Here is a 26,709-nt window from a genome sequence, read left to right on the forward strand (position 1 = left end):
CAAAAGCTACGATGAATACATTCATTTTTAAACACATAAGAACAATCCTGCTGCTGCTATTTGCTGTGGCGGGATTGAACCTTTCGGGCCAGCCCGCCACCTGGTTTACCGAGGGCAAATTTGGGCTCTTTCTGCACTGGGGTCTCTATTCTCAGACCGCAGGCGACTGGAACGGACATCCCACCAAAGGCGGCGAACATTTTATGCTCTATGAGCGGATCCCGGTCAAAACCTATGCGAAGATCGCCGACCAATTTAACCCCACCGCCTTTGATGCCGACCGCTGGGCGCAGATGGCCCATGATGCCGGCATGAAGTATATTGTGATCACGGCCAAGCATCACGATGGCTTTTCGATGTACAATTCGGCCGTCAGTGATTATAATATTGTCAAGAGGACGCCCTGGGCCAAAGATCCGATGCTTGCCCTCGCGGCGGCCTGCAAGAAATACGGGTTAAAGCTCTGCTTCTATTACTCCTTGGGCCGCGATTGGGCACACCCCGATGTACCGACCAATTGGCCCACAAAAGCCGGCCGCAGCAATACCTGGGACTATCCCGACGAAGATGCCAAAGACCTGAACAAGTATGTCGAAAACAAGGTCAAACCGCAGCTCCGTGAACTGCTGACACAGTATGGTCCCATCGGAATTATCTGGTTTGACACACCCGAGCTGATCAGCAAAAAACAGAGCCAGGAAATCCGTGATCTGATCCACTCCATTCAGCCCCAATGTATAATCAACAGCCGTATCGGCAATGGTCTCGGCGATTATGCCGTCGTCGAGCAAACGCTGGTCTCTGCAGCACGCAAAAACTGGGAAGCCTGTATCACCATGAGTGAAAACTGGGGCTACAACCGGCACGACCACAACTGGAAAAGCCCCGAACTGCTGGTGCGCAACCTGATTGAAGTCGTCAGCAAGGGCGGTAACCTCCTGCTCAATGTCGGCCCCAAGGGTGATGGCAGCTGGCCGATAGAGAGTCAGGAAAACCTCCACGCCATAGGTGCTTGGATGAAGGTCAATGGCGAAGCCATCTATGGTACGACGGTCTGGAACGGTGCAAAGGTGATAAAAGCGAGCGCACAAACGGTAAACAAAGCATCCGACAAGGAAAAAGCCGGCATGAAGGATGCCGTCAATGATGCAACCCCGAAAGAAATTGTGTCAGACTATCGTTTTACCCAGAAAGGGAATGTTGTCTACCTCTTTGTACGGAGCCCGTCAACAGCGAGGATCGACATTCCGGAGCTAGCGAAAAACAAACTTGCGATCAGCTCGATCAGCCTCCTCGGTAGTCCGTCGAAGGTGAAATGGACCCAGGGTAAAGATAATTTAAATCTTGTTTTACCCATAGGACAAAAGGATGATATACCAATTTATGTGTATAAGATCGAAGCGAGGTAGCGGTTGCCTCATTTTACAGTCCTCGAGCAGCTTTTTTACATAAAACCAAGGGCCGCCTATCTTAAAAGATAGGCGCCTTTTTCAACAAGACTCCCACTTACAAGGGTTTAAATCAATTTTAAGATTCTAACATTTGCCCTTCAATGATTTCAAGTGCCTTAGGAAGCAAAGAAATATTTGATGGAGTTTCGGCCTTTTCCCTGCTTGTGAAAAACCGGCTTTACATCCACCCGTTCAGCAATGTCTGTCCATTTTAATTTCCTTACATCTGCATAGGAAAGTCCGGTATTTTGTTATCTAGGCTAAAACTTCAGACTCTTGGTTAGGTTATCCCATATTCTTTTAAAAATGGATTTATCCTCCGTAATGATTTCCGCATCACCATAGATGCCTGGTTTCAAGATAATCGATGAATCTCTGACAGATCGAATTAGGATCACTTTAGCAAAAAATACACTGTCCTGAATCGGGATATCTGAAACATAGCCTATTTTTCCATTTAAATATCCATATTCCTGGTAGGGATAACTCCGAACTTTTATCATTACGTCCTGTCCCTTTTTAACTTTTGCCGATATAACCTGAGGGAGCAACAGCTCCCCATAGTATTGCTCATTTTTTGGATTGACGTAAAAAAGAGGCTGATCAATCTTAACCTGTTGATTTTCCTGCAAAAAGGATCCATAAATGAGTTTACCACTGACCGGGCTTGTTAATATATACTGCCTTTTCCAGGTTTCAGCTTCACTTATAAAGCTGTTTAAAGCCTGTTTAAACTTTTTACGTTCTTCATCGATCTGATTACCAAGATCAGACAGCTCCCTATTTTTAGAAAGCATATTTCCTTCATAACTGATCAAGGTATTTTCCATTTGAGGAATGGTCTGTCTCTTTGCAAGCAATAAAGCCTCTTTCTCCCGTAATTCAGAAGGGCTGATGATTTTCTTTTGAGCAAGAAACTTGTACTTTTCGAACTCTTCCTCTGCAAGTTTTAATTGTTGCTGTTGAAGTCTAAATGATTGGGAGGCTTTTTCCTGCTGTCGGGTCAAATTAGCCCTTTCCTCTTCCAGAGCTCCTTTACGTTTTTGGTAGATGCCATTCTCACTCGCAGCAATATAATTTAGATAAGCTAGATAAAAATTATGATACCCGCTCTGTAATTCCCCTAAATTTAACCTATTAGGATCTATGAGGCTTTCTAAATTATAACGTTCGTTTTCAACCTTTCTCAAATTCAGCAATCTTTCCAGTAACATAGCCACCTGACCATGATCTGCCGTACTTTCCAAGTAGGCCACATCCGTACCTTGTTTAACCCAATCGCCATCCATGACCAATAATTTCACAAGGTTGCCATTAATCCGGCTCACGATAATCTTTGGTGCATTGACACTATTGAATTTCATCGAACTTGTCACAATTTCCGGAAAACGTATAAACACAGATAGTCCTAAAATCAATAAAATAGTTCCAAGTATCAGGGAGATTCCTCTTTTCAATAACCAAGATGGAGGTTTGGTGATAATCTCCTGTAAGTCTTCTGAATGAAGGTCCTCTTCCAGCCAATGTGATTTTTTCATCTTTAATTCCCCAGTTCTAACTGATTTTTAACGAGCTCAAAATATCTTCCTTTTAGTTGGGTTAGGACCGAGTGTGTACCATGTTCCACAACTTCTCCTTTTTCAATCACTACAATGTTATCTGCATTTTTTACCGTACTCAGCCGGTGAGCAACCACCACGACAGTACGATTTCGGAAAAAACGATCCAGATTTTCAATAATTACTTTTTCATTATTGGCATCAAGCGAATTGGTAGCTTCGTCCAACAAGATAAAATCGGGTTCCTTATAGACAGCCCTCGCAATCATAAGACGTTGCCGTTGCCCCTGGCTAACCCCTTTCCCTCCGGTCCCAATCTTTGTGGCTATTCCAAAGGGCTGTTCGGCGATAAATTCATCCAGATTAGCAACGGTAATGGCATTCTGCAGTCGCTGCTCATCGGGAAATTCATCATTAATGGCTATATTACGTTGGATCGTATCAGCATATATATAGTTATCCTGTAACACAGCGCCACAACTGTCCCGCCATAGGGAAAAATCGATCTGTTCCAGGCGCTTACCTCCAACAAGAATCTCTCCCTCTTCATAATCATAAAATCTCAATAACAACTTTAATATCGTCGTTTTCCCACTACCGCTGGTTCCGACTATGGCTGTCGTCTTTCCGGATGGGAAAGTCAGATTGAGCTTCTGAAATAAAGGCTCATTTCCGGCGCCATAATACCGGAATGTCAGATTTCGAATTTCAATGTCTTTTTGCGTTGGCAATTTGGATAGGTAATCCTTTTGGATATCTTCCTCCTCTGGGGTTTCGTAGATCTCATTTAGGCGTTCCATACTAATTTTAGCATCCTGATAAGATTGCAAAAAGCTTAATAAAGACTCTACGGGACTGTTGACCATCCCGACAATGTACTGGATCGCCATCATTCCCCCTAAGGTAATTTCACCATCGATAACCGCTTTAGCGCTAATATAGGTAATGAATATTCCTTTTGTCTGGTTGATTGCCATTGACCCCAGTGACTGGTATTGCGCCAATGCAAGACTTTTCACCTTGAACTGGAAGAGCTTGGCCTGTAGCGCCTCCCAGCCCCAGCGTTTCTGCTTTTGAGCGTTATTAAGCTTAATATCCTTGATACTCTGGATCATTTCCACCATATAGGTTTGATTTTCTGAACCTATCTTAAACCTTCTATGGTCAAGTTCCTTTCTATATTTCATAAAAAACAAGATCCAAAGCGTGTACAATGTTGTTGCAATAAAAAAAACCAAGAAAATTGTCTTATTGTAAATAATCAGTAAGGTTCCGAAAATCAGCATATTGACTAAAGAAAACAAGGTATTTAAGGTATTTCCTGTGAGAAAAGATTCTATCCGCTGCTGATCTGACATCCGTTGCATCAGGTCTCCATGTGTTTTTAAATCAAAGAATGACATTGGGAGCTTCATGATCTTGATCAGTAAATCTGTCAAAATTGAAATATTTACTCGTGTACTGATATGCAACATAATCCATGAGCGAATAAAAGACACTGACACACTGCCGATAAAAAGCATAAGTTGGGCAATCAGTATTAAATTTATAAAACTGATATTTTTTGTATTGATTCCTATGTCTACTACTGATTGGGTAAGAAATGGGGTGACCAGCTGCAAAATCGTTCCTAAGATCATGCCAAGGAACAGCTGCAGGAACAGCTTTTTGTACTGGTAGAAATAAGTAAACATCTTGCCCCACTTCAGAGTAACCGAAGCTTCATCATCATCTAACTGATAGAAGTCGGGTCCGGGACTCAAAAGAAGCGATAACCCCGAATGTAGTTCCCTTGTTGAATACCAGTTTTTTGAAAATTCCTTTTCCTGGAAAGTAACAAGTCCGGTTGCCGGATCTGCAATGGAATATCGGCCTTTCTTCATTCGATACAGAACTACAAAATGGTTTTGATTCCAGTGCAATATACAAGGAAGTTGTACTTCTTTCAGCTGTTCAAGGCTTAACCGAACGCCATAGGTACGGAATCCTAACTTTTCCGCAGCTTCGGAAATACCCAACAGATTGACGCCATTTTTGGTGGTCTGACACAGTTTTCGAATCTTGTGGATAGAAACCAGCTGTCCATAATATTTAAAAATCATACGGAGACAGGTTGCCCCGCAATCCATCATATCCATCTGCTTATAATGTGGAAATTTCTTTAGCACGCTCAGTTAGTAATTATGGTTGGTTAATTGGTAACAGAAACAAAATATACATAAGATTCAGAATGACGGCTATGAAGACTTAAAAGGATAAAAACCTTTCATTGGATTAAAAGCATTTATAGATATTGTCAACATCCCGGTCGTGAACGGCCAACCAAATTAGATTTAAAGGATGTAAGTCCGTTAAAAATCTTGTCTTCTGGCGGGCAATAAAAGGATATCTAGTTTTCCACTCCTGATCATTTATCGTTTTTACTATTGTACCTAATGCTTCTTCCATGTTGTGAATGTTAATTTTCACATAGGCCCGGGGATCAACAAATTCCTCTATATTTGGACAACCGTCATAAAAGCATAGTGTTTCGGTCATAATCGGGTCGATTAATTTCTCTGTAAAATAACCGTTTTCAAAACTATTCTCGCAGGCCAGATGATAAAGATATTGCCATAGTCCATCGTATTTATCTGGCAGGAACCCCCGATAGTTGGCTAACAATGAAAAAAAATTGCCATTAAATGGTCTTCCATAGATATCTAAACCATCAGCGATAAGCTGATCCATCACATGAACAAACTCCAATCTGCTCCTATGGCCTGGAAGCCCTGATAATTCACTCACAACTACAGAAAGAAGCTTACCCTTCTTCTGTTCTATAACATCAATATCAACTTTTTCACCGATCTCTCGATGCACCGAAAAATTTTTAGGAAAAAAGGGCAGATGAAGATGTATTTTCATCCTTACTTCCGTCGGATGACTCTTTGCGTAATAGGAAACCGTAGGTTCTGTCATAAATGTCAGCGCTCTACTTTTTTCATAACCTTTTTCTAGGGTATCTTTATGGGGATACGTTAAGATAACCAAGCGATCATATGATTCATCAGAGACAAACTCAATGTCTTTCCATGTTTTTCCTCCTGAAAGATAACGGTTAGTAAATCGGGTTAACAAGTCGTCATCCGGGCGGGCAAATGTTGTAAGTCGAATTTTCATTCTAGTCTACAGATAATATAAATAAACTGATGCTGTAAAAAACTTATTTCAAATCGTAAAGGTCCAGTTCAGGTATGCCATCAAAATCAATCAGCACTAAGAAGGGAAAGTGCCTCAAAGATTTGTTCATAGGAACTCTCATCCAGGATCATGTGGACCGTTTTTAAAAAGTAGGCTTTCATTTCTTCATTATAATTATTCTCATCCAGAAAATAATACTTGACGATCGTCTGTATAAGATGCTGAAATGCTTCACCATAGTCATTTAACGTTTTTTCGTCATCAGTACTGGCCATTAATTTTCCATAAAACGAAGAAATCAGATTCGTGAATCCCCAAAATGCAGCTACCCTCTTTGCCTGAGTGAATTCACTCTTTCTCAGATAAGAATCCGCCCTTCCGGTAAACGCGATCACAGGACTTTCCATAAGGGCGCGGATATTCAGTTCAACATCCTGAAGACGTGGATAATCCTCGTTCCAGCCCTGTATTCTTACTAAAAAATTTTTATTCCAGGTTACGGCGGTAGTGGTCCATATGATCTGATGCTTTAAAAATGATACGATTAATTTTTCCTTATTATTGTCCGATTCGGAGTTCCGGAATACCTCAATTACGTTATTGATATCATGCTTAAAATACGTTGTCTGAGAAACAAGCATATCCAGATCCATCCTTCCCTTCAGGAAAGAGCTTCGGGTTTCAATACAATTAGGATACAAGATATCATCACCGTCCAAAAATAGGAGAAGATCATCTTTGCACAATTTTAAACCTATATTTCTACAAAAATTGGCGCCTCGATTGACGGGGTTTTCAACCAATTGAAACCTTTCATCATTGACAATCCTAGATTTTATATTCGCTATCGTCCGATCACTAGAATGGTCATCTACCAGGATACAATTCCAGGATCGGGAGGTCTGCTTTTGAACAGATTCTATTGTATCAACAATTGTATTTTCGTTGTTATGCGTCGGAATTATAATCGAAATTGGTTTCATTGTTATTTTGAGAGGTCATGATCAATAAAAAACTGCCTCCATCAAAGGAGGCAGCTTCCCTGAAATACTATAACTTAAAATTTAAGCCTAGAAATTACCATAACGACTTGTAACAGGGTCAGTTACGGGATTACTAGGGTTGGTGACTGAACCAGGGTCTGTAGGAGGAATACCATTATAAGTACCACTATTTGCACCATAACCGCCGCCTAGGACTTTTTTAAGTTGATCTTTTGATAAAACTTCCGCGTCCCCGAGATTAATGAAATTTAATTTTAACTTTTTCATTTTTTTTGAATTTTTAAATAATTAATAATAAAATATATAAACTATCGACAGTTTCGAGAGAACAATAATTGTTTAATAATATCTTTATTTCAGATTTTCGCGTCCATCAGTTTGTCTTCAGCAGTTTTTGCGTTCCCTAGCTTTATCTTTACCAAAAAAGCTCTCTTAGATTGCAGATCTTCAGGAATAATAATATCGAAATACATATTTTTATCTCTATCAAAGCCAATATTTGCCTTTTTTAGAGTTAAATCCTTTTTAGAATCCAATAGAATTGCTGAGGCAGGGATAAGTTTGGAATTCTTAGGAAATACCACTCTTAAAATATTATTGACGGGTCTATTCATAACAGTTAAGAACAATGAGGTCGAATCGGTTTTACTGACAGTATAGTATCCATACTTACTCTCAAGTGGAAAGTGACTGACATTATAGATGCCTTCGGCATTCGCCTTGGTCCATTTGCCCAGATCAGTGATGAGTTCATTTTCGTGCTTGCTCATGTTTCCATCGCCATCCGGACCGAAATTGAGGACAAAATTACCGTTCATCGAGCGGGACCTCATCAATAGGTCGATAACATCATCGGTGGTCTTAAGGTACATACCATCCGTGTTCTTAACATATCCCCATCCATTTGGAGGTATCGTCATCACACAATCCCAATCATTGCCAGCAAGAAGATCTATATCAGCAGGCATTTTTCGCTCCCATCCCTGTTCGTAATCTCCTAACAACACTCCATTTGAATCAAAATGTCTGCTCCCGTGCTCATCGTTTCGAAAGCGTGATCCGATAATTAGATTTGGACTATTTTTTCTGAGTTCTTTTTCCAAATTGTAGGTAAATTCGTAGGAATTCACCCAGGAGCTATCCCAGGTACCATCAAACCAAAATCCTTTTATTTGAGGATAATTTGTCTGCAGCTCCAGTAACTGATTCTTTGTATATTTTAGAAAGCGGTCGAACCTTGCTTTTTCATCGGCGGTTTTCGGGATGGATGTAATGCAATCTTTGTTGGTCCATTCCGTCACAGAAAAATAAAGGAAGACATCAATACCTTGCTCGGTATAAGCGTCCACAACCTGTTTAACTATATCTTTTTTATAGGGGCTATTAGCCACTGTATAGTCCGAATATTTAGAAGGCCATAAACAAAAACCATCATGATGTTTTGTAGTAAAAATTAGATATTTAACCCCCATTTCTTTGGCACGTTTAGCCCAGATTTTGGCATCAAAGTTCTTTGGATTGAATTGTTTATAGAGGTTGTCATAGATGTTCAGCCAGTTTTTTGGCGCGGTCGGCCCGCCCCATGTCCTGATCCACTCAGATGCAGGAGCACCCTGTCTCGCACTTATGCCATTCCATTCGTTTCCGGGTATTGCATACAATCCCCAATGGATAAATTGTCCGAGCCCATAATTACGGAAAGCTACCATTGCGGAATCGGTCCTGTTTGGCGGAGTAATCGTTCCGTATTTGACATCAACGGTTTTGGTTGGTTTTTCTCTTTTACCGGTCCACTGCGCTTTGACTAAACTTAACGGACTTAACATAGCTAACATTAACAGAATTTGAATCTTGTTTCTTTTCATTTTAAAAATAATTAACAACTTATTATATTACCTTTCATGCGATTTTTAGATATTTTGGACATGGGCGATCATTTGCGCTATTAAATCTTCATCACATTTTGCCCAGAAAACGTCATCGTCAGTCCCCTCCCATTCTTGAAGCGTGTAAAACATGAATATATGGACATGATTGTGAGACGCATACTTTACCCCCCTTTGCTGGGCGTTATCAATAATATACTGTGTAAACAAAATGCATTTGGATGAAACCTCATTCGTACAGTATAATTGTATAAAAGAATCCAGGTCATCGATCAGCATTTCAAAATCAGACCGATGGTTCGTAAATCTATGGTGATAAAAGGCATACACCTCTTTTTTTCCTTTAATATCCACTAACCTCTCCGCACGTTTTTTGATAATATCCCTAATTGCGCTACTTTCTATTACGTCACTGTGCGAAAAAACCACCCCTTCCATAAACATCTCGTGATAAATATTACAGGTTTTGACATATTTTTTTAACACCGGAACCTTTCTGCCGGAAGGATTATTATTTAGATTCCCATATTCCAAATAGTCGGTATTGACAATATCTTTATACGTTTCTTTTTCAAGCTGCAATAGATATTCTATATTGGATTTACCATGAGAAAACGGAGTCGTGAACGATTTTAGCCCGAACCTTGCTAAAATTGCATCGGCAAGACAGTTTTCACCTATTGAAATAAAAACTTTTTCCATCATATCTTATTTATACATACTGCATTAATCATTTCGGTTGCATACAAATAATCGCTCTTCACTATTTAATCCAAAAAGTTCGTAATCCGGATATAGATTGAACTTTTGAACGGAAAAACCAACACTTTCTAATCTTGTCACGTAATCATTTCCATATATTCTAACATGATCTTTCTGACCAAAAGCAGTCTCACGGTCGGCTTCATTCACAATCTCAAAATTTTCATACGTAACATCCAGATCAAATGAAATCGGAGTCTGCAGAATCGCCTGCCCACTGGCTTTAAGTACTCTAAAAATTTCTTGCATGGCCAAAATATCTTCCTCGATATGCTCCAGTACATGGTTACAAATAACCAGATCGAAATATTTGTCAGGATAGGGAATATCCAGAATATTAATTTCTTCGATCATCTTCCGACCGCTGTTATAGTAACCGGGATTAAGATCACCACATATGTAATCTGAGGCAGCAAATCGATCATTCAAAGATCTCAATAGGTTAAACTCCGGAGCGATATGGAGAATTTTACAGTCATTTCTTTCAAATATCTTATAGACGGATTTCAGATAGACGAAAACGAGCCGGTCTCTATCTGTACTGAGACAATTGGGGCACCCACCGTACCTTTCTCCACCTCCGACAATCTTCTTTTCTTTAATCACGGGAAAGTCAGTACCAATAATATTCATTATCGGCAGAGAAAAAGAACAAAACGGACATAGATAACTATTTATATTATTCATTTTAATATGTTTATTGTAAAATTGCTCTTACCTGGAGCACACCATCCTCATCGGTTATTTTTTCCAATATTGAAAAGAGCAGCTGTTTATCCCCCTCTCTTAATTCCATCTCGTTTGATAGGATCAACCGCAACATATTCTTGATTAAAAACATAAAAGATGCATTATAAATATCCTGTACCGTCTTACCGTTCGAAAATCTATTGATTACCTCAAAATATATATTGAGCAACATGGCAAGTTCCCTAACTTCCTGTAAAACATCCGATTTGCGTCCCTCTATTTTCATCAATGAATCTTCAATTTTAATAAAATGGAGCTTAGGTCTCTCTAAGAGGGCCCTGATATAGAGTTCCATTTCCGAAAAGGATTTAAATTGAGTAGACCAATTTCCGATCTTTAACAGAAATCTTTTTCCCCATGTCACTGAGCTCATTGTCCATATCTGGCAGCATCTTATCAGACTATTGATCAGGTCATGGTAATCGGTATCTATTAAACTATGGTTTACGCTACCAATAATATGGTCTACCTGATCCTTAAACAAAGCGGTATCAGAAACCAGCATATCTATCTTTGACCACCCTTTAATAAAATAACTTCTTTTCTCAATACAGGTCTCGTATAAAAAATTACCGGGGGCTAAAAACACGAGATAATCACCCTGACTATGATCTACCCCTAGATTTCTACAATGATCTATACCCCTACCTACACGGTTCTCAAATAACCGAAATCGACGATATCCTGCAATTTCCGCCTTTACTGTTGCTACGGTCCCATCTGTGGAACAATCATCAATAATGACACATTCCCAAAGATCAGATGTCTGCTTTTTGATTGACATTAGGGTGTTGACAATCGAATGCTCATTATTATAGGTTGCAATTACTATTGAAATTATTGGCATATTATCTTTTGTATTTTTCAGATGGTACACGTTCACTATATGGATACTAATTGTAAATCCGATATCATCGCAGCATGGCTAGGCTTAGCATTTCCACCGATAATTACTTCCAGCAGATCATTCCTGATTTGATTACTGCTCTGGTATTCAATCCATAACTTTTCTATTAAAATTTTAGTATTCATTTCTATTGCAATCCCGCTGCTTACTATTAGCCCATAAACCCGTAGAAATTTTTCTGCATATACCGAAGAACATACCTCATCAAAATTTATCAAGCTGATGTAATGAGCGATATATTGTTTTCCTCTTTTTTCCCATCTGTCAATCTTCAATTTCTTTCCAACGTTATGGTAACATACACTCAACATTAACAGGTCGATATATCGCTCCTGTGAGATTTCATCCGAATGCATATCCAATGATTCAATAAATAGATATTTTATGAAATTCGACATCTTATCAATCAATTGCTGGATGACTCCATATTCTGTGTAGGGTAAGAATGGTACAAAAGACAATATGTGAAACAGCTGAGAAATAAATTTTAATTGATCGGTACTCCAATCATTAACGTTTTTGGGGCTCCCCATATCTGATGAAGTTATAGCAGAAAAGGCTGTAGATAACCTGTCTATCAAGATAAAAATACATTTTGCGATAGGAATTTTCTTAACCTCAGGGCTGATTCTATTCAGTCTATTAACCAGATAATATAAATCTCCCAAAAGACCATTTGCCAGTGAAAAATCAGATGTATTCTGATAAATCGTTCTTTTATAGATAAAATTATCCACGTCTTCCAAAATTTCCTCAACTTCCTGTATGTCAAACCGCAGTAAGAACTTTTTCTGAACGATCCATTCCAGCCTCCAGGCCATACCAACTACCCCGCTACCAAATGTCGTATTCTCTTCGTCATAGAGTTCAGCAATTAATTTTTGAAAACTCTCCGTCAGATGCCCCTTATCTTTATTCCCTCTGGTTTTGCCGGTTTGGATCGCCCTAATTAGCAATTTTTCGCAGTTCCTGTTTCCCAGGTGATTCATTATCGTATTTTCCACGGTGTTCTGATTAAAGTTGAAAACAGGGCCCATCAATATAACTGGATTCTACAGGACGACTAAAAATATCATCCACGGAGTTCTTAAGATCAACTCCTCTCAATTGCGACAGAAATTCTGCGGTTGTTGTAAAGAAGGCTGCGATTCTTTCATTTTTGTTTTTTTGTACCTGGTTAAATTTGTTATAATTCTTAATCAGTAGATCTATATCGATAAAATCTGAAAACAAGGCATGAAATAAGCTGTCCACTTGTGCTATTTCCGCATTCTCAGTGTAAGGGATGACCGATTTTACCTCCTTGTTCTTCATACTTCCCATGAATTTCATGGCGGATATAAGCTGCTGTTCTGAGAGTATTGTATGATTGTGCAAACAGCCGACAAATGGCGTTTTTATGGTGTCCGAAAGATCATCAATCAACAGCTCTTTATTTTTATAATGATCTAAAGAAAAGTATCCATAACCTAAGCCGGCAAGTAGATCAAGGTGCTCCTTTCCAAAATTTGCACCTAAATCCAAAATGATGAGATCTATATTGAAATATTTATAAAACCATAGCAGATTGACATCCAGGCTGTCGGCACTGATTCGGTCATAGATCAGAATAAATGAATGTTTACTATCCGTATAGGTGTTTGGCCTCAATTCCTCTTTCACAAAATCTCTAATTCCTTGCGCCATTGCATTACTCACCGTATCAACGTCTATTTCTGCGATATTTTTCGAATAGTATGGCGGGAATAGATTATATAAGCCTTTTCTAAAAAACCTTGTACTGGTTATACTGCCTGAATAATGCAGAATAGGTTTTTTATCCCATTCGCTCATGTGATCCCAGGGCCAACAATGATTCAGATCCTCTAAAACCCGGATTTCCTTTCCACCTAGACTGAGATTCCAGAGCATCGCCCACATATCACTGCACCATGCCTGTATCCCTATCTTTTTGCCTGCCAGGGCGTCATTATTACTACGGAAATCTCTATTCTTTTTTTCATTAATCGCAGTCATATAGTTAAATAGGTTTTCAGAATCTATTTCCACTTTCTGCCAGAAATCAATAGAGGTTCCTTTCAGGATATATTGAGCGCCCCCCACAAATTTTTGGTCCAGCCCTTTGACCTGCTCTGAGGGAATCCCCACAATACTGCACATTTTCCCAAATTCACGTTCTGAGAGGCAATCCATTATATAATTATACCCCAGATAGGATTTGGTATTGGCAACATAACAGTACTCGTCATGCATGAAGAGATTAACATCCGGAAGTCTTTTAAACAATAGATCAGAATCATGGTATAATAATACAGACTGCTCCAGATAGGGGTGTTGAGCAATATGTTTGGCGATGATATGGGGCCTTACAGAAGATAAATAGTTCTTTTTGCTTCTGGTGTCATTATACAAAAAGATGGAAGCATATTTAGAATTTCGCGTTACGAATTCCTCTAAAATTTGCTTCTTGTCAACCTCCTTATTATAAGCAAAAAGTATATGGATATTTTCCTTGCTTAATCCCAGATTCTTAAAATTAAAAATTAACAAATCCAGTTGCCAGATAAAATAAACTGATACGGGTTGCGCTGAAATATAGTAAAGATCCTGCATGTTGATTATAGATAGCATGTACTCAAACTTTTATGTTCCCTTTTAGGCTTTCGATTTTATAAAAACATCACTTGCCCACTATCAGGAAAGCACAAAAAAATCTGTTTGATTCTGAAACAGTACCTGAAAGATCTGATAAACTTAAAGGAAATAACCTTTTTGACGTCTGATGCAAAAACAGAAAGCAAATCTGAATTGCTGAATCCAGTTAGGAAAAATAAGGTATAAAAAGTCTTCTTTCTTTTCATAATTGACATACGATTGGTTTTTAATCCTGGATCATCCAGCAGATATTAACTTATTCAATCCAAACCGGCATTCACAAACCTTTTGCTTGAATTTCTATTGTAATATTAGTTGATTAGATTCAAACAATTATCAGCGAAAACCAACGCAATCGATTGTGCCAATCTCGAAAACGTATTCGTGTACAGAAAACACTTTAATCAAAAACAAACATAGGTTTGCCTCATATTTAAAAAAAAATAGCTGTTTTAAATAAGTACAACCTTAAAAAATATATTCATTTGCGAGACTAACAAAGAAATATTTATTTACATTCAATTATTCAAGCGGCAAGGTCATGAAAGAATTTGCATCGAGCAAAAAAGTCAAGATCAAATCTTGAAGGTGTCGTTCTGTCATCATGGGCCATTTCATAAATTATCTTTGAATCAATGTGCTGTGTTGACACAAACGGAATACTTTTACATTATTCCAGGAAATAATTCCAATTGCTTACCACGGAAGGAATGTCCCAGGTCAAGGCAATTTTTTTGTAACGCTCAAAATCTCCCTTTTTCCACTTGGTAATATGGTAGCCAGCACAAAAGCGGCAATAGTAGGCCCGTCTGGAAGACGGTTTTCCCATGCGGTGTTTGATGCGCCGACCGTCTGTTACGTTCTTGACGCGCGATCGCAATTTAAAACGAAACATTGCACACCGCGCCTCAAACCGCGATGGAAATATCACCTTTCCGGTTGCACGGCATTTCCCAATTTTACTTTTTATATGTTCCATAATCGATAGATCAGGGTTTATCATTCAGCGCGTGTCCTTTTCAATAGAAACCTGTAGCATGATCCATTCTTTGATGCGGCGGGAAGTTGTCGGTGAAATATCGAAGCACTCGATATTCCCAAAAGGCACCGCCAGAACAAGGCGAAGACGCCCCCCTTTTAGCTGGTAACAGGCTTTTACCATCCCCAGCGGTATCGCATGATGCCGGTCTATTTTCTGTACGTATCCCCGCGTATCGCGTACCACCTCATTGAGACTGCGCTGCTCGCAGTACTTGCTATCTTCCATGTTATCTTTTAAGAAGAGCTTTACGAGAGCTGTATTATTGGTTTTCTCAAATAAAAATATGCCCAGCTCGCTGTACGTTATCTTTTTTGTCACGAATTTATTGTTGAGCAAAAATCCCTCACAGAGCGGATCCATCGTTCTTAACAGCGGCAGGTTGATCTCTTCCAAAGGAACCGCCTCTTTCGCCCCATTTTCGGCAGCGACAGCTTCCGGCCCATTGTACAGATCAGCAGGCAAGCTTGCTGTTTGTCCCACTAGCTCCGCCAACCGTTGTTCCTGATGCAGGACGGTACGTTCCAGCCTGACCATTTCATACTCCTTGCTCCGCAAAACGATCCGGTAAAAAAAGACCGTATAGATCATATTGAAAAGCAGGATGCAAACAAAAATCACAAGTAGCGGAAGCCAGATCCACTCACTTTTGGACATGGCGACAGGTTTGATAACTCCAAACAAAAATACCGTGGGCAATAACACACAGAAAAAAAACTGCGTGCCCAGGCGGTCTCCGGTATGGAACAGCCAGCTTTTCCTCCGATCCAGAAACCTGATGGCCACACGAATGTAAAAGAGTACTACTGCCGCAATCAGTACGTGAAAGAGATAACTGAATAGCAGCGGACTATGATTAAACCAGCTCGACAAAGCTGCCATAGTCCCTATATACCAGCAGACGCCTCCAAAAAGAAACGAAGCAATACATACCCAGATAAAATCTGGATAATGCACTTGCATCTCCGTATTCTTTGAATACTTGACCTGTCGGGTATTTTCCATAATTTATAGTTTATATTGACGATCAGCACCCAAACTGATCGATAGATAAAAATCAGCCAGGTTGATCGTGTAAAGAAACATCGTATTAAAGAAATTTCTGTTTAATAAATTTAGATAATAATTCCTTTAAACCGGTCAATGTAAGAGTAAAACCACCCTATAGTGCACCCCGAAATACGGTAAATCGAGCCAAAATAATCAGGAAATACAATCCTTATTGTATAAATCGTATGCTTCATTGCACAATGCAGCCCTTCGATGGACAAAAGATGCATTTATTGAAATAAAACCAATATACCAAAAGATTAGCTTCCCTTATAGGTAATTTTAGGAAACATCAAACCACTGATTTTAAGCCCCCTGAATATGGAGACGACAAAGAATATTTTCAGACAGCTTGGCCGCAATCACCTGCTCATTGCTATTGCGATCATTGTTACTTTATACGCATCATTTTTAGCATCGGCGTTTTATTTAAGGGTATACAGTATAGGAGTCCTTGTATTACTGATCCCCTTTTTGGAAATCCGTAGCCAGCATGTCGTACTTCAGCTTTTTGCTATTTTCTTTGTTTGCATTCAGATCTGTAGTATAGCGGTGTATGACCGCTTACCCTATGAATTGTTGCTGAGTTCACAACCACTTAGGCCCGCATTTAAACATGCCTTACCTATCGCCCTTGGCAGCTGTGCTGTGGCCAATATTATTTTCGTCAAACGTGCCAATCTGGTTACGCTGTACGCCATCCAATTTCCACTGATGCTCCTTGCCTGTACCTGGTATATCCGGATGAACCTTATTATGAACAATTGCAAGCATGTTGATAGTCCCCAAGCGGTCTATATCCAAGCCGAGGTCGTTCAGAAATGTCCGGTCTGCTGCGATATCCATGAGCTCCTGATCGCTTTTCGCTATGAGGGTGAAGAATATCAACTTCCGATCGATGTACATCAAAAGACTTTTGAGCAAGCAAAGGAAGGCGGAAAGCTCCACATGACGCTCCATCCGGGTGTGTATGGCTGGCCATGGTATCACAAAGACATCAAAAGGAGGTACCAATGATTGTGAGTCTATTCCCTTTAACCCAACTGATAGAGACGCTGGATCATATAAGCGAGGTCGAATTACCCCATCGTCTAGTGGCGATCACATCCGCCTGCAAGGATAATTTTGTGGAAGCGCTGACGGCCTACCGCCAATATCAAGATGCAGTCACCGCTAGCCAGGCGGTGAAACTGTACCATACGCAGTTGCTGCGCCTGCACCAAAAGCTTTACAACCACTGCGGCAGCTGCAATACTACAGATCCAGTGGCATTATGCGCATTGGAAGAACTACTGGAACGCTTCGAATTTCTATTCAAAAATGATATTGATCCAAAGACTATGCTAGCCTGCCACCATCAGCAAAAAGTCAAAGCCTATATCGCGCGACATATCGATGTGGTCTGCATCAAGCTGTTGGAAAAACAGATTCCCGAAGTCTATCTACAGGAAATCCGTTGCGCATTTGAGAGTCTTTTTGAAGAAACCAAATTACCCTATCTACAGTATTATCATCAGGATTATCTGATTCAACTGATGGATGCGCTCCTGCAGCTAGCCAACGACGGACGCAACCATAAAAATTGGCACTATCGTTTTCTGGTATTGATGATCAATTTCAACTTTAATCATATGGGCTTTTTCAATCGGTGGAAAGCATTGTACGCTGAAGCCCCCAGTGATATGGAAAGTATGCTCCGTTTTCCAAAGCATTTTTCCTGCATCCAGGGGTTTGCCTACGACGGCAACCGCAGCTCCCTGCTTAAATTGATGTGTGAGTACATCCATGCCGAAAACAATCCGACGCTAAAAACAGCAAGCGAGCATTCACTCCAGTATATCCATAGCAACCTCAATGGCAAGGAACTCAAGCTCTGGATGCACCTTGCTGTGAAAGCCGGCCTCACCACGTCAACGGAAAAAAAAGAAGTCGCCCTTGAATTCTCCAAGCTCATCAAAACCCGGGAGGGTACCTTGCTCTCCCCACATAGCCTGACCAAGATGGACAAGGGCGCAGAATATTTTACGGCTGTTCGTGTCCGAAAACAACTAAACGCCATGCTGGCCGAACTGCATCGGCAATTTCCGGAATTGGACAGATAAAAAGTCTATTGCGAAGAAAAATGGGGTATTCCCACGCTACCCCCATTTGATTCGCTTTTGGATCCTTCAAAAAGTACCCCTATCCGCTCAGATCCACTAGCTGAACGAACTCTACTAAAGGGCTGTATTTCCTACTGGATACCCCAGCCCCTTTGTTTTTACCCCTTCAGCCCTCTTTTAGCCTATAAAAGGGCTCATTTATCCCCCCTACGGAGGGCTGTTTCTTGATCTATCTTTGTTTTGAAGCGTACGATTAGTAGAAGCTGACGCTTGAACTGGCCGCCCTGTCTTATATGGGAGGGGTAAGACAGTGGCGCCCTGTTCCTGAACAGCAAAATGCGGTTTTACATGCTTCAAACAAAAAGAATAAAGAAACTGGAAGACATTAAAAATTAAGGTCATGAACAGAAAGAAAATAATCACAATCAGTTACAAACTGCTCCGGGCAGTAATGCTGCTCTTTTGGTTGTATGCAGGTCTGGATAAGATCTGGCTGCTGGGTGCATTTCAGATTGCCCTGCAACAGCAGCCCGTGATCGGCTTTATGGCTCCCCTGCTCTTCTGGCTATTACCGCTAACTGAGATCGGTCTAGCGGCCATGCTTGCCCTACCGGCCTATCAGTTGCAGCGCTGGGGGTGGTGGGGATCTATTGTACTGATCAGCCTATTCAGCGTTTACATTGGCTTAGGTGTCCTGGATGTCTATGCGCAGAAGCCCTGTATGTGTACCAGTTTTTTGAGTCAAGTTTCGTGGAATACCCATTTGCTAGTCAATCTGCTTATTCTAGGCTTGTCCATCCTCGGTTTGCTTTTGGGCGATCACTGCAGGAAAACTAAACCAGAAGCTCCGGCCGATACAACGGTTATCAAGCTCTCTGTTATAGCCTTTCTTTTATTAGGAGCCTATCAGTACAAAAACACTTTCCATGCGGGGACACAAACTCTTTGGGATCTACCCGACAGCATGGAGTATTATCAAGAACAAGAAAACGTCAGTAGGCCTATAGTAGGCAGCCTGGCACATCGCATAGGATCGGTATGCAGAACCGTACCGACAATTAATATCTACAAAAGGTATGCAGAATGGCAAGGTATTACGAGATTGCCAGTCCGCATTACAGAAAGGAGGATAGCGTTATGCTAACCAAATTTTTAAACAATTATGGCTACATGATATTAGGCGGAGCCATGATTATTGGTTTCTCAGCATTTAAAGGTGCTGAGATTTATGCAGGGGAAAGCTTAGCCCCTGTGACTATTTATTTTCATGGAAACGAGACTAGTGCAACCGAGGTTGCCAGTGCGTTCCGTTGGACTACAACACCAAATGGAGAGAGCTGTGACGATGTAAATCTTATGGCCTGTTCCCAAGTTGTAGATCAGAACGATCTGATCAGTTCAACTCGGCTGGATTCAACTAAGATTCAGCTAGGCGCAAGTCCGACTTCAGGGGGGAACTATATTCCTTCCAAAACTGGAGGTAGCAGTTCGACTCCATTTTCTCCTACTAATAGGGGATAAATGGTGAAGGTAGGCTCCCTGGGGAGCCTACCTTCTATTGTGGATTCTGAGGTATGCCAGCAAGCCTAACGATATCCTCGGGAAGAGGAAGTGCGTATGCATTCGCATTGGGTTCCAATGAAACAAGCTGCCCATTTACATTCCTTTGGATCACAATATGCTGCCCCTCAACATTCAAACGTTTAATATCCATCCATCGCAGACCTCTATATAAAAGTTCTTTTCTCCGTTCGTTTAAAATTAGTTCCAGCGCCTCTTTTTGCCCCTTAACCTTATAAGAAATGAAAGTTCCCGTTTTGTACCGATAACGTAATAAATGATTTAGGTCTTTCAGTCCTTCTTCCACTCTCCCTTTTCTTACATTACATTCTGCACGCATCAAGTAGAGCTCATCAGTTGCGATTCCAGAGAAATACTTTGCTGATCCTGCATAACTACCTTTAAAAGCAGTAGTTCCATCTCCCCAAACATTAAAGTAGGCTGACTTTCGTAAATCATTATCTTCATATGACCGATAAAGAAGCGTATCTGTCAGCGCACGTGCACTAGTTAAATTACTACTTGCTAACAGTTCTGTGTAAAAAATGGTCTCTTTATTGAAAATCGAAAAAGGATATGCTGCTGAAACTTTCACGTCTACCGGATTATTAAAATCCAGCAATTCAGCATTATATTTCAGCACAAGATCAGTATAGTAATGTGCAGAATCGTATTGATGCATGGACAAGTAGGTTCTCGCAAGCATCGCAAAAGCCGCATACTTGTTAGGACGCATCACATGACTGACTTTTTCCGGCAACAAGTCTCCGCATTCCTTAAAATACGCGATAATCCGGGCATAGCATTCAGCAATCGAAGACCGACGAGAGACCTCATTAAAGTCCGAGCTATTGCGCAGTACAATTCCCATATCGGTCTTGTTCTCTTCCGAATATGCTTTTGAATATGTCCAGACTAAAGCAAGATATTGGCTGGCTCGGTAGAACATCGCCGAAGCGTAAATAGCCTTCCATTGCGTGGCGTTTTCTTCTGTTTTTTCAATTTTTTTGATCCGGTCCAATACCAGATTACTATTATATACTGTATTGTAAGCGGAAGCCCAATCATTCGGATGATTCATCGTATAATTTTGCCAGAGATATGTCTTTTGCCCATAATCAATCAGTGCATCATAAATTGACTGTTTTAGAAAATAAGTATCAGCCGATGCTTCGCCAAAAGAAGGATACCTTAAATTCATGATCCTCGAATCATCTAACAATTTCTGGAAATCATCTAGATTTTTAGGGACGGCCAGTCCGTAATTGGACTGGACCTCAAGGTATTTTTGACAGGCTATCAATGAAGATACCAGCAAGCCAATGAATATAATTAAACTATATCTTTTCATATCATTTATCATAGATTAATAATCAATTTTTAGTCCCAGTGAAAAAACCTTTGGTGGACTTAACCGATAAGGGAATTCAGGGTCAATACCCAACTTATTTGCACGCCAAATTATTCCAAGATTGGACACATTGACTGACACCCCCATATTAAATGGCCTATCTCCTTTAGTATATTTCTGTTGCCATGTTAGTGAAATATATTCCAACCGCATGTGATCTCCATGAAAGACATTGATATCCGCATATTGATAAAATGCATCAGCACCAGATTTAACGGGGTAGATCATGCCCGGAACCTGTGTGTGCATTTCATCACCTTTTTTTTGCCAACGCTGCTCAAAGTCTGGAAAAGCAGTACCACTCCCAATAAGTCCAGCGTAAGAAGTAACGGGCTTTCTAAAGTAATAATCCCCTTTGTAACTGATATTGAAGGATAGAAGCAATTTCTGCCAGTTAAAAGTATTGATGATATTACCGAACACCTGCGATTTGGACGATCCAAAATAGACTATGCTCTCATTGGCCTCCTGAAATGCATTCGCCTGATTACGTATCGCCGCATAGTCTGTACTTAGCTGTCCATTTAACAGGCCCTGCCCCTCTCCCTGGTCATTGAGCCCCATCCATTTATATCCTGCTAATGCATTCAGGGGTTTTCCAATAATGGGTGTAATTACATTTCCATCGGAAAGAAATGAGGTCACGCTATTTTGCCTATTATAGTATTGCGTAGTTTTGTTCCGATTCAAGCTGATCATTAGGCGGGTATCCCAATTGAATTTACCATTGATATTTTTTGAATTCAATTCTATGTCAAACCCCTTGCCTCTCATGGCCGCTACGTTTTTAACAACAGTCCCCTGTAAGCCCCAAGTCGTATAATCATATTCACTAAGGCCATACAAATCCTTACCTTTTTTTACATAATAATCAATGCGGCCTGAGATGCGTGTTTTTAAAATTGAAAAATCGAGTCCAAGATTACTTGTTGCTACCCTTTCCCATTTTAAGGACGGATCGTTTAATGTACTGATTTGAAACATCGGATAGTTGGTATAGGTGCCATTTCCTATATAGGCGATTGGATCGGGAGACCTGCGCAGATCAACATTTCCACTTGTTCCATACGTTGCCCTCAATTTTAGGTAATCAACCAAAGTCAGCTTAAAAAAGGGTTCTTTATATAAATCCCAAGAGAATCCCATCGACCAAAGCGGAGACCATTTATCATTGGTGGCAGCACCGAAAATATTCGCTCCATCCTTGCGCAGGCTCATGGATATTCCGTAACGGTCTAAAAAGCGATCACTTATGTTGCCATAAAGTGAGACAAAACGATTCACATTTTTATAAAATTCAGGTTGACCAGGGATACCCTGCATTCCATTATCAGGGATTGTAGGAAAAAGGTTGGTAAAATCCACAGGCGTATTGCGCATCGGAAGCTCGCTGTATCCATATGCAGTATAGCTATTGGTATTCGACAGATTCTCTCTCAGTTCCGCACCAAGAATTCCGACAACCAAGTGCCTGCCCAGGGACTTGTTCAGATCCACCTGTCCACGCAAGGTATAAGACCGCCCCACGACAGCGGAATAACGTTTTATTCCACCAAGCGGGATATTATACTTAGTTGGCTCGGTACCCGTTCCTAGCTCAGTAAACTGATTGATCATTTTTCGTGCCTCATAGCTTTCCAAGGTATTCAGCACGTTATTTTCGGTACGTTGCTGCTGAATCTGACCGCCTAGGTTCAGATGGACGAAAGGCAGTATTTTATACTTTAGATTCAGGCTCGAAAACCACTCATTGATCTGTTTAACCTCAGTCGCATATTTGTGGTCAGACAGCGGAAAATAGTCCCAACTTTGGAAACCATTATTAAAGTTTTCTACCATATAACTACTTCTAAAGTCCTTTTCGAATGGAATTTCTTTTCCATTTTCATCCAGAAACTGAACATACGGTGCCTGGTAACTTCCATACCCCAACGATGAAAGATCAGGTTTCCCTTTCTTTAAGTTATGATTGATAAATACAGCCTGAAGGTCGAGCTGAATTTTTTCCGTAGGCCTAAAACTATTTGACAGCTGAATATTAACTTTTCGATTAAAAGCATCCAACTCGGATCTATCGCCTGTATATCCAATACCAAAGCCATATGAGTTTCGAAGTCCGCCACCCGAAATATTTAAGGCATGCTGATTAACAAATGGAACATTATAAAAAGCATCCATATAGTTCTGTCTACCATTCTGCTCCATAAGTTTATTGATCGCAGCTGCAGAATCTGCGGTTGAGATCAAATTTCGCCTACGAGCATCCAAGATATAGACGATAGGAGTCTGTGCGCTATAGGGCTGATACAGCAAGCGCGAATCGTAATATCCCTTTTCAAAAAGGAACTTCTCAAGCGCTATAAAATCATTATTTTTTAACTGATAGATTTTCGTTAGATCACTATTTTCTCTCCAGATGAGCGTATTTGCCAACGTTATTTTCGTTTTTTGTTCCGCGGCAAAGGCTCCTTTTTTTGACGTAATTACAATTACACCGTTTCCAGCACGGGCTCCCCATATTGCACTTGCGGCAGCATCTTTCAAAATGGAAACACTTTCAATATTATTTGGGTCAATATTGGCAATATTCCCCTCGTATATAAAACCATCCAGTACAATGAGCGGATCCAGATTCCCATTGATCGTACTCAATCCTCTTACCGAAATATTCAGTTTCTGCAGGTCTGCATTCTGGATAGGCTGGTTGTCAAAACGTACGGCGGTAGTCATATTATTGAGCCGGTGGAGTATATTGATACCTACTTGTTGATTGAGCATTTTATTATCTACGACATCTATTGCTCCAGTGACCTCGTTGGCTTTTATTGTTTGATAGCCCGTATTGACAACAACTTCATCAAGATAGTTCTCTTTAAGCTGTAAGCTTATTGTGTTATTCTTTTCGAAGAAACCCGCTGCAAAAGTTCTGTCTATATATCCAACACAACTGATCAAAAGCGAATCCTGTCCGCCTGTCATCGGAATAGAAAATCTACCTTGTGTTGTAGTTACCACCTGACTCCCCGATCTTTTATTCTTAATTGTGGCTCCGATCAGTTCCTTTTTATCTTTTGCAGAAAGAACAACCCCATGTATCCACCTCTTTTCCTGAGCCTTGCCCGAGAAAAAAAACACGCCGATAAAGAGCGTTAATAATATAAATTTCATTATCTCGTATGTTGGGTGGATACTGGGTAGAAATAAGGGTATACGCCATTGTATGTCGCTGCCTTGAGATGAATGCCATATGTCTTTAATATGGCTATTTTCTGAACAACTGGTAAATCGAGGAAGCTACCTGGCAATTCCAGGTCAATTTTCTCAGCACGATCTATTTTGTAAACAACTGGTTTATCTAATACGGATCGTATAAAATTGACCAGCCCGTTAACGGGTATATTTCGAAGAATCAACGATTGGTTCCCCTTATCGACACTATAGGTGCGCATGCCCCCTTTTGTTGCCAACAATTTGGTATCTTCGAGTGTGAGCATATAGGCATCGACCGAATCATTTCTGCGCTCCGCCGCAACATTAAACCGTTCGAGTAATGCCTGTCTAAAATAATTAAATGCATGGCTTTCAGGAATACTATCGCGAACATAAAGTTGATACCAAAATTGCCCCCTTCTGGTTTTGAAGTCGTACAACAGATCGATAAATTCCTTTTCAATCTGCTGATCAAAAACGAAAAGATTAAATTCAGTCTCCCGAAAAACATCTGGAAAGGCCAGCTGATAACAAGTATTTAGAAAATAATTCCCCACCTGAAACAGTGTATTACCATTCTTGTATTGCACAGCGGGATATACGCCAAGATAATTTTTCCGATAGCCAGACATCACGGAACAAAATAGAAGTCCCGTTGTATCGATTAAAGGCGGTGTATCTGATCGGTTCAGATTTTTTATTGCCGACTTTTCAATAAACATATTCGAGGATCCTGTTTTCAACAATTCCCGTATACCCTCCTCCGTTATGGAACCTGCAAACGAGTTAAGAACAAATTTCCCATCGGAATTAATGATCGCTATTGTCGGCAGGCTGTTATGTTCAAATAGCGTTGTAAAGAATGTATCTTCCAATATTGTCGGCAAGGATGGTGTATAATTGAAATCCTGTTTATATTTTTCAAATCGTTTATTAATACGCTGCGCTGTGTCCTTATTCCGTTTGCTGTTGACCATTAAGATGTATATCTCGTCTTGAAAACGTTGTTGTATCATTTCCATTTTGGGGATACCTTCAATACAGCTTGCACATCCTGTAGACCAAAAATCCAATAGGATCACCTTGCCTTTCAGTTCAGAAAACTTAATCGTTTTCTTTTTGCCATTGAAATAGTTTAGCTCAAAGGGCATTTCCCATACCGTATCGGGGATCTTATCACCTGGTTTTAGTGCCATAAGATTGGAAAGCCCATCGGCCCCGCTGTCCCTGCGGGGCGTCTGAGCTGACAAACTAAACATAGAAACCATCATTAAGACTATGCATGTCAACATCATACGATATAGACGTTCGTGACTTGCAACGAATGAAAAGCATTTTAAAGCCCGCTGTACGATCAAACCTACCGAACTGAGCAATGCATCAGCTTGACAGCTCTGAACCCCACAGATCGACTTAAAACCGCTTAAAACAAACCCTTTCAATTCCACTCCATGAGTCACAATAGAATTTTCTTTAGACTGAAAAGCCCTTGTGCATTTCTTGTGTCTTCCTTGTGCATAACAAGTGCTTAACAAGGGTGAAGCTAGGCTCATCCTATAGTCAACCTTGTGTGTTTCTTGTGTCAAGCTATAGTCGACCTTGTGTGTTTCTTGTGTCAAGCTATAGTCGACCTTGTGTGTTTCTTGTGCCGACCTATAGTCAACCATCACCCAACCAATACCTGACCAACTTCTACCATTTTCCCACCTTTGTTCGGTATTTCTTCGGGTGGTCTTCGGGTCACCTTCGGGAAAAACCAAAGGAACAGCCACGGAAGACTGATGGCCGAATGCATGAACGGCAGAAGTTGGGGCGAAGTTGGTCAGGAAAAAGGCAGAAGAAAAAGTCTTTGATTTTATAGGCTTTTGTACCAGCTTTTCAACTGTTATGCTACTTCCACTAATCAAGTAAGTATATAGCAGTTGACAAGCACTTTGATAACAGGTTTTTCCTTTTTCTAATCGTTTACGCAACTGTTGCGTAAATAGTACTATATCTGTGCTTAGGGAGTGCTTCACGAGTGCTTTATCTATGCTGGTAAAATATAGTCTGCAAAGCGCTACTAATTTAAGGGCTAGAAGCCCTAATTTTTTGGATTTAATTCGGTGTGAGCAGGAGGAAACTTTCACAGTAGGCAGTTCACTCCCACCCTTGTAAAAACTGTTCATTTTTAAAGGTGT

The 26,709-nt window shown here is 40.4% G+C and carries 21 protein-coding genes; 5 read left to right on the top strand and 16 right to left on the bottom strand.

Annotated elements, in window-relative coordinates:
- Window positions 1-11 precede the first annotated feature (11 nt).
- Window positions 12-1,409, top strand: coding sequence for an alpha-L-fucosidase (locus ACK8HY_RS09415; RefSeq protein ID WP_416133454.1), 1,398 nt, complete (start codon window positions 12-14; stop codon window positions 1,407-1,409).
- A gap of 302 nt (window positions 1,410-1,711) precedes the next feature.
- Here the strand turns inward: ACK8HY_RS09415 and ACK8HY_RS09420 are convergent, their stop codons facing one another.
- From ACK8HY_RS09420 to ACK8HY_RS09480, 13 genes are all read right to left on the bottom strand, one after another.
- Entirely contained in the window at window positions 1,712-2,989 is a 1,278-nt protein-coding gene (locus ACK8HY_RS09420; RefSeq protein ID WP_416133455.1) for an HlyD family efflux transporter periplasmic adaptor subunit, read from the bottom strand.
- 2 nt (window positions 2,990-2,991) lie between these two features.
- On the bottom strand, window positions 2,992-5,178 hold the full coding sequence (locus ACK8HY_RS09425; protein WP_416133456.1) for a peptidase domain-containing ABC transporter: 2,187 nt from the start codon (window positions 5,176-5,178) through the stop codon (window positions 2,992-2,994).
- A 106-nt stretch (window positions 5,179-5,284) separates the two neighbouring features.
- Entirely contained in the window at window positions 5,285-6,172 is an 888-nt protein-coding gene (locus tag ACK8HY_RS09430; RefSeq protein ID WP_416133457.1) for a glycosyltransferase family 10 domain-containing protein, read from the bottom strand.
- Window positions 6,173-6,258: 86 nt separating this feature from the next.
- Entirely contained in the window at window positions 6,259-7,176 is a 918-nt protein-coding gene (locus tag ACK8HY_RS09435; RefSeq protein WP_416133458.1) for a glycosyltransferase family 2 protein, read from the bottom strand.
- Window positions 7,177-7,263: 87 nt separating this feature from the next.
- Window positions 7,264-7,464 carry a hypothetical protein gene (locus ACK8HY_RS09440; RefSeq protein WP_416133459.1) on the bottom strand — a complete coding sequence of 67 codons (201 nt, stop codon included), beginning with the start codon at window positions 7,462-7,464 and terminating at the stop codon, window positions 7,264-7,266.
- 89 nt (window positions 7,465-7,553) lie between these two features.
- Window positions 7,554-9,062, bottom strand: a complete 1,509-nt coding sequence (locus ACK8HY_RS09445; RefSeq protein WP_416133460.1) for an alpha-L-fucosidase — start codon at window positions 9,060-9,062, stop codon at window positions 7,554-7,556.
- 45 nt (window positions 9,063-9,107) lie between these two features.
- The gene (locus ACK8HY_RS09450) at window positions 9,108-9,788 is read right to left on the bottom strand and encodes a DUF1796 family putative cysteine peptidase (RefSeq protein WP_416133461.1); all 681 of its coding nucleotides are present in this window, start codon (window positions 9,786-9,788) and stop codon (window positions 9,108-9,110) included.
- A 21-nt stretch (window positions 9,789-9,809) separates the two neighbouring features.
- Window positions 9,810-10,532: a class I SAM-dependent methyltransferase gene (locus ACK8HY_RS09455; RefSeq protein WP_416133462.1), complete on the bottom strand. Its 723-nt coding sequence runs from the start codon at window positions 10,530-10,532 to the stop codon at window positions 9,810-9,812.
- 10 nt (window positions 10,533-10,542) lie between these two features.
- Window positions 10,543-11,442, bottom strand: a complete 900-nt coding sequence (locus tag ACK8HY_RS09460; RefSeq protein ID WP_416133463.1) for a glycosyltransferase family 2 protein — start codon at window positions 11,440-11,442, stop codon at window positions 10,543-10,545.
- Between the two features lie 35 nt (window positions 11,443-11,477).
- Complete coding sequence (locus tag ACK8HY_RS09465) at window positions 11,478-12,506, bottom strand: hypothetical protein (RefSeq protein ID WP_416133464.1); 1,029 nt, start codon at window positions 12,504-12,506, stop codon at window positions 11,478-11,480.
- A gap of 10 nt (window positions 12,507-12,516) precedes the next feature.
- Window positions 12,517-14,133: a hypothetical protein gene (locus ACK8HY_RS09470; RefSeq protein WP_416133465.1), complete on the bottom strand. Its 1,617-nt coding sequence runs from the start codon at window positions 14,131-14,133 to the stop codon at window positions 12,517-12,519.
- A gap of 694 nt (window positions 14,134-14,827) precedes the next feature.
- Window positions 14,828-15,136, bottom strand: a complete 309-nt coding sequence (locus ACK8HY_RS09475) for a hypothetical protein (protein ID WP_416133466.1) — start codon at window positions 15,134-15,136, stop codon at window positions 14,828-14,830.
- A 24-nt stretch (window positions 15,137-15,160) separates the two neighbouring features.
- Window positions 15,161-16,201 (bottom strand): hypothetical protein, encoded by a 1,041-nt coding sequence (locus ACK8HY_RS09480; protein WP_416133467.1) that lies wholly within the window; start codon window positions 16,199-16,201, stop codon window positions 15,161-15,163.
- A gap of 366 nt (window positions 16,202-16,567) precedes the next feature.
- On the opposite strand from ACK8HY_RS09480, the gene ACK8HY_RS09485 reads away from it, so the two are divergent.
- From ACK8HY_RS09485 to ACK8HY_RS09500, 4 genes are all read left to right on the top strand, one after another.
- Window positions 16,568-17,263, top strand: coding sequence for a hypothetical protein (locus ACK8HY_RS09485; RefSeq protein WP_416133468.1), 696 nt, complete (start codon window positions 16,568-16,570; stop codon window positions 17,261-17,263).
- The gene (locus tag ACK8HY_RS09490; RefSeq protein WP_416133469.1) at window positions 17,260-18,348 is read left to right on the top strand and encodes a hypothetical protein; all 1,089 of its coding nucleotides are present in this window, start codon (window positions 17,260-17,262) and stop codon (window positions 18,346-18,348) included. Before ACK8HY_RS09485 ends, ACK8HY_RS09490 begins: the two co-directional genes overlap by 4 nt.
- A gap of 400 nt (window positions 18,349-18,748) precedes the next feature.
- Window positions 18,749-19,492: a MauE/DoxX family redox-associated membrane protein gene (locus ACK8HY_RS09495; RefSeq protein WP_416133470.1), complete on the top strand. Its 744-nt coding sequence runs from the start codon at window positions 18,749-18,751 to the stop codon at window positions 19,490-19,492.
- A complete protein-coding gene (locus ACK8HY_RS09500; protein WP_416133471.1) occupies window positions 19,486-19,869 on the top strand; it encodes a hypothetical protein in 384 nt (127 codons plus the stop codon). The genes ACK8HY_RS09495 and ACK8HY_RS09500 overlap by 7 nt, the downstream gene beginning before the upstream one ends.
- Window positions 19,870-19,903: 34 nt before the next feature.
- Here ACK8HY_RS09500 and ACK8HY_RS09505 read toward each other — a convergent pair whose 3' ends face one another.
- From ACK8HY_RS09505 to ACK8HY_RS09515, 3 genes are read right to left on the bottom strand one after another with little or no spacing between them, the layout of a single operon-like run.
- Window positions 19,904-21,259, bottom strand: a complete 1,356-nt coding sequence (locus ACK8HY_RS09505; protein WP_416133472.1) for a RagB/SusD family nutrient uptake outer membrane protein — start codon at window positions 21,257-21,259, stop codon at window positions 19,904-19,906.
- Window positions 21,260-21,274: 15 nt separating this feature from the next.
- On the bottom strand, window positions 21,275-24,487 hold the full coding sequence (locus ACK8HY_RS09510) for a SusC/RagA family TonB-linked outer membrane protein (protein WP_416133473.1): 3,213 nt from the start codon (window positions 24,485-24,487) through the stop codon (window positions 21,275-21,277).
- A complete protein-coding gene (locus ACK8HY_RS09515; protein ID WP_416133474.1) occupies window positions 24,487-26,697 on the bottom strand; it encodes a TlpA family protein disulfide reductase in 2,211 nt (736 codons plus the stop codon). Before ACK8HY_RS09515 ends, ACK8HY_RS09510 begins: the two co-directional genes overlap by 1 nt.
- Window positions 26,698-26,709 lie beyond the last annotated feature (12 nt).

Origin of the sequence: Sphingobacterium sp. NGMCC 1.201703, from assembly GCF_047784615.1 — a bacterium.
GTDB lineage: Bacteria > Bacteroidota > Bacteroidia > Sphingobacteriales > Sphingobacteriaceae > Sphingobacterium.

Coding starts and splice junctions, on each gene's coding strand:
- ACK8HY_RS09480 (WP_416133467.1), bottom strand. CDS start 16,201: ATGGAAAATACCCGACAGGTCAAGTATTCAAAGAATACGGAGATGCAA.
- ACK8HY_RS09470 (WP_416133465.1), bottom strand. CDS start 14,133: ATGCTATCTATAATCAACATGCAGGATCTTTACTATATTTCAGCGCAA.
- ACK8HY_RS09415 (WP_416133454.1), top strand. CDS start 12: ATGAATACATTCATTTTTAAACACATAAGAACAATCCTGCTGCTGCTA.
- ACK8HY_RS09430 (WP_416133457.1), bottom strand. CDS start 6,172: ATGAAAATTCGACTTACAACATTTGCCCGCCCGGATGACGACTTGTTA.
- ACK8HY_RS09485 (WP_416133468.1), top strand. CDS start 16,568: ATGGAGACGACAAAGAATATTTTCAGACAGCTTGGCCGCAATCACCTG.
- ACK8HY_RS09500 (WP_416133471.1), top strand. CDS start 19,486: ATGCTAACCAAATTTTTAAACAATTATGGCTACATGATATTAGGCGGA.
- ACK8HY_RS09505 (WP_416133472.1), bottom strand. CDS start 21,259: ATGAAAAGATATAGTTTAATTATATTCATTGGCTTGCTGGTATCTTCA.
- ACK8HY_RS09460 (WP_416133463.1), bottom strand. CDS start 11,442: ATGCCAATAATTTCAATAGTAATTGCAACCTATAATAATGAGCATTCG.
- ACK8HY_RS09450 (WP_416133461.1), bottom strand. CDS start 9,788: ATGATGGAAAAAGTTTTTATTTCAATAGGTGAAAACTGTCTTGCCGAT.
- ACK8HY_RS09455 (WP_416133462.1), bottom strand. CDS start 10,532: ATGAATAATATAAATAGTTATCTATGTCCGTTTTGTTCTTTTTCTCTG.
- ACK8HY_RS09435 (WP_416133458.1), bottom strand. CDS start 7,176: ATGAAACCAATTTCGATTATAATTCCGACGCATAACAACGAAAATACA.
- ACK8HY_RS09510 (WP_416133473.1), bottom strand. CDS start 24,487: ATGAAATTTATATTATTAACGCTCTTTATCGGCGTGTTTTTTTTCTCG.
- ACK8HY_RS09495 (WP_416133470.1), top strand. CDS start 18,749: ATGAACAGAAAGAAAATAATCACAATCAGTTACAAACTGCTCCGGGCA.
- ACK8HY_RS09515 (WP_416133474.1), bottom strand. CDS start 26,697: ATGAACAGTTTTTACAAGGGTGGGAGTGAACTGCCTACTGTGAAAGTT.
- ACK8HY_RS09440 (WP_416133459.1), bottom strand. CDS start 7,464: ATGAAAAAGTTAAAATTAAATTTCATTAATCTCGGGGACGCGGAAGTT.
- ACK8HY_RS09420 (WP_416133455.1), bottom strand. CDS start 2,989: ATGAAAAAATCACATTGGCTGGAAGAGGACCTTCATTCAGAAGACTTA.
- ACK8HY_RS09445 (WP_416133460.1), bottom strand. CDS start 9,062: ATGAAAAGAAACAAGATTCAAATTCTGTTAATGTTAGCTATGTTAAGT.
- ACK8HY_RS09475 (WP_416133466.1), bottom strand. CDS start 15,136: ATGGAACATATAAAAAGTAAAATTGGGAAATGCCGTGCAACCGGAAAG.
- ACK8HY_RS09490 (WP_416133469.1), top strand. CDS start 17,260: ATGATTGTGAGTCTATTCCCTTTAACCCAACTGATAGAGACGCTGGAT.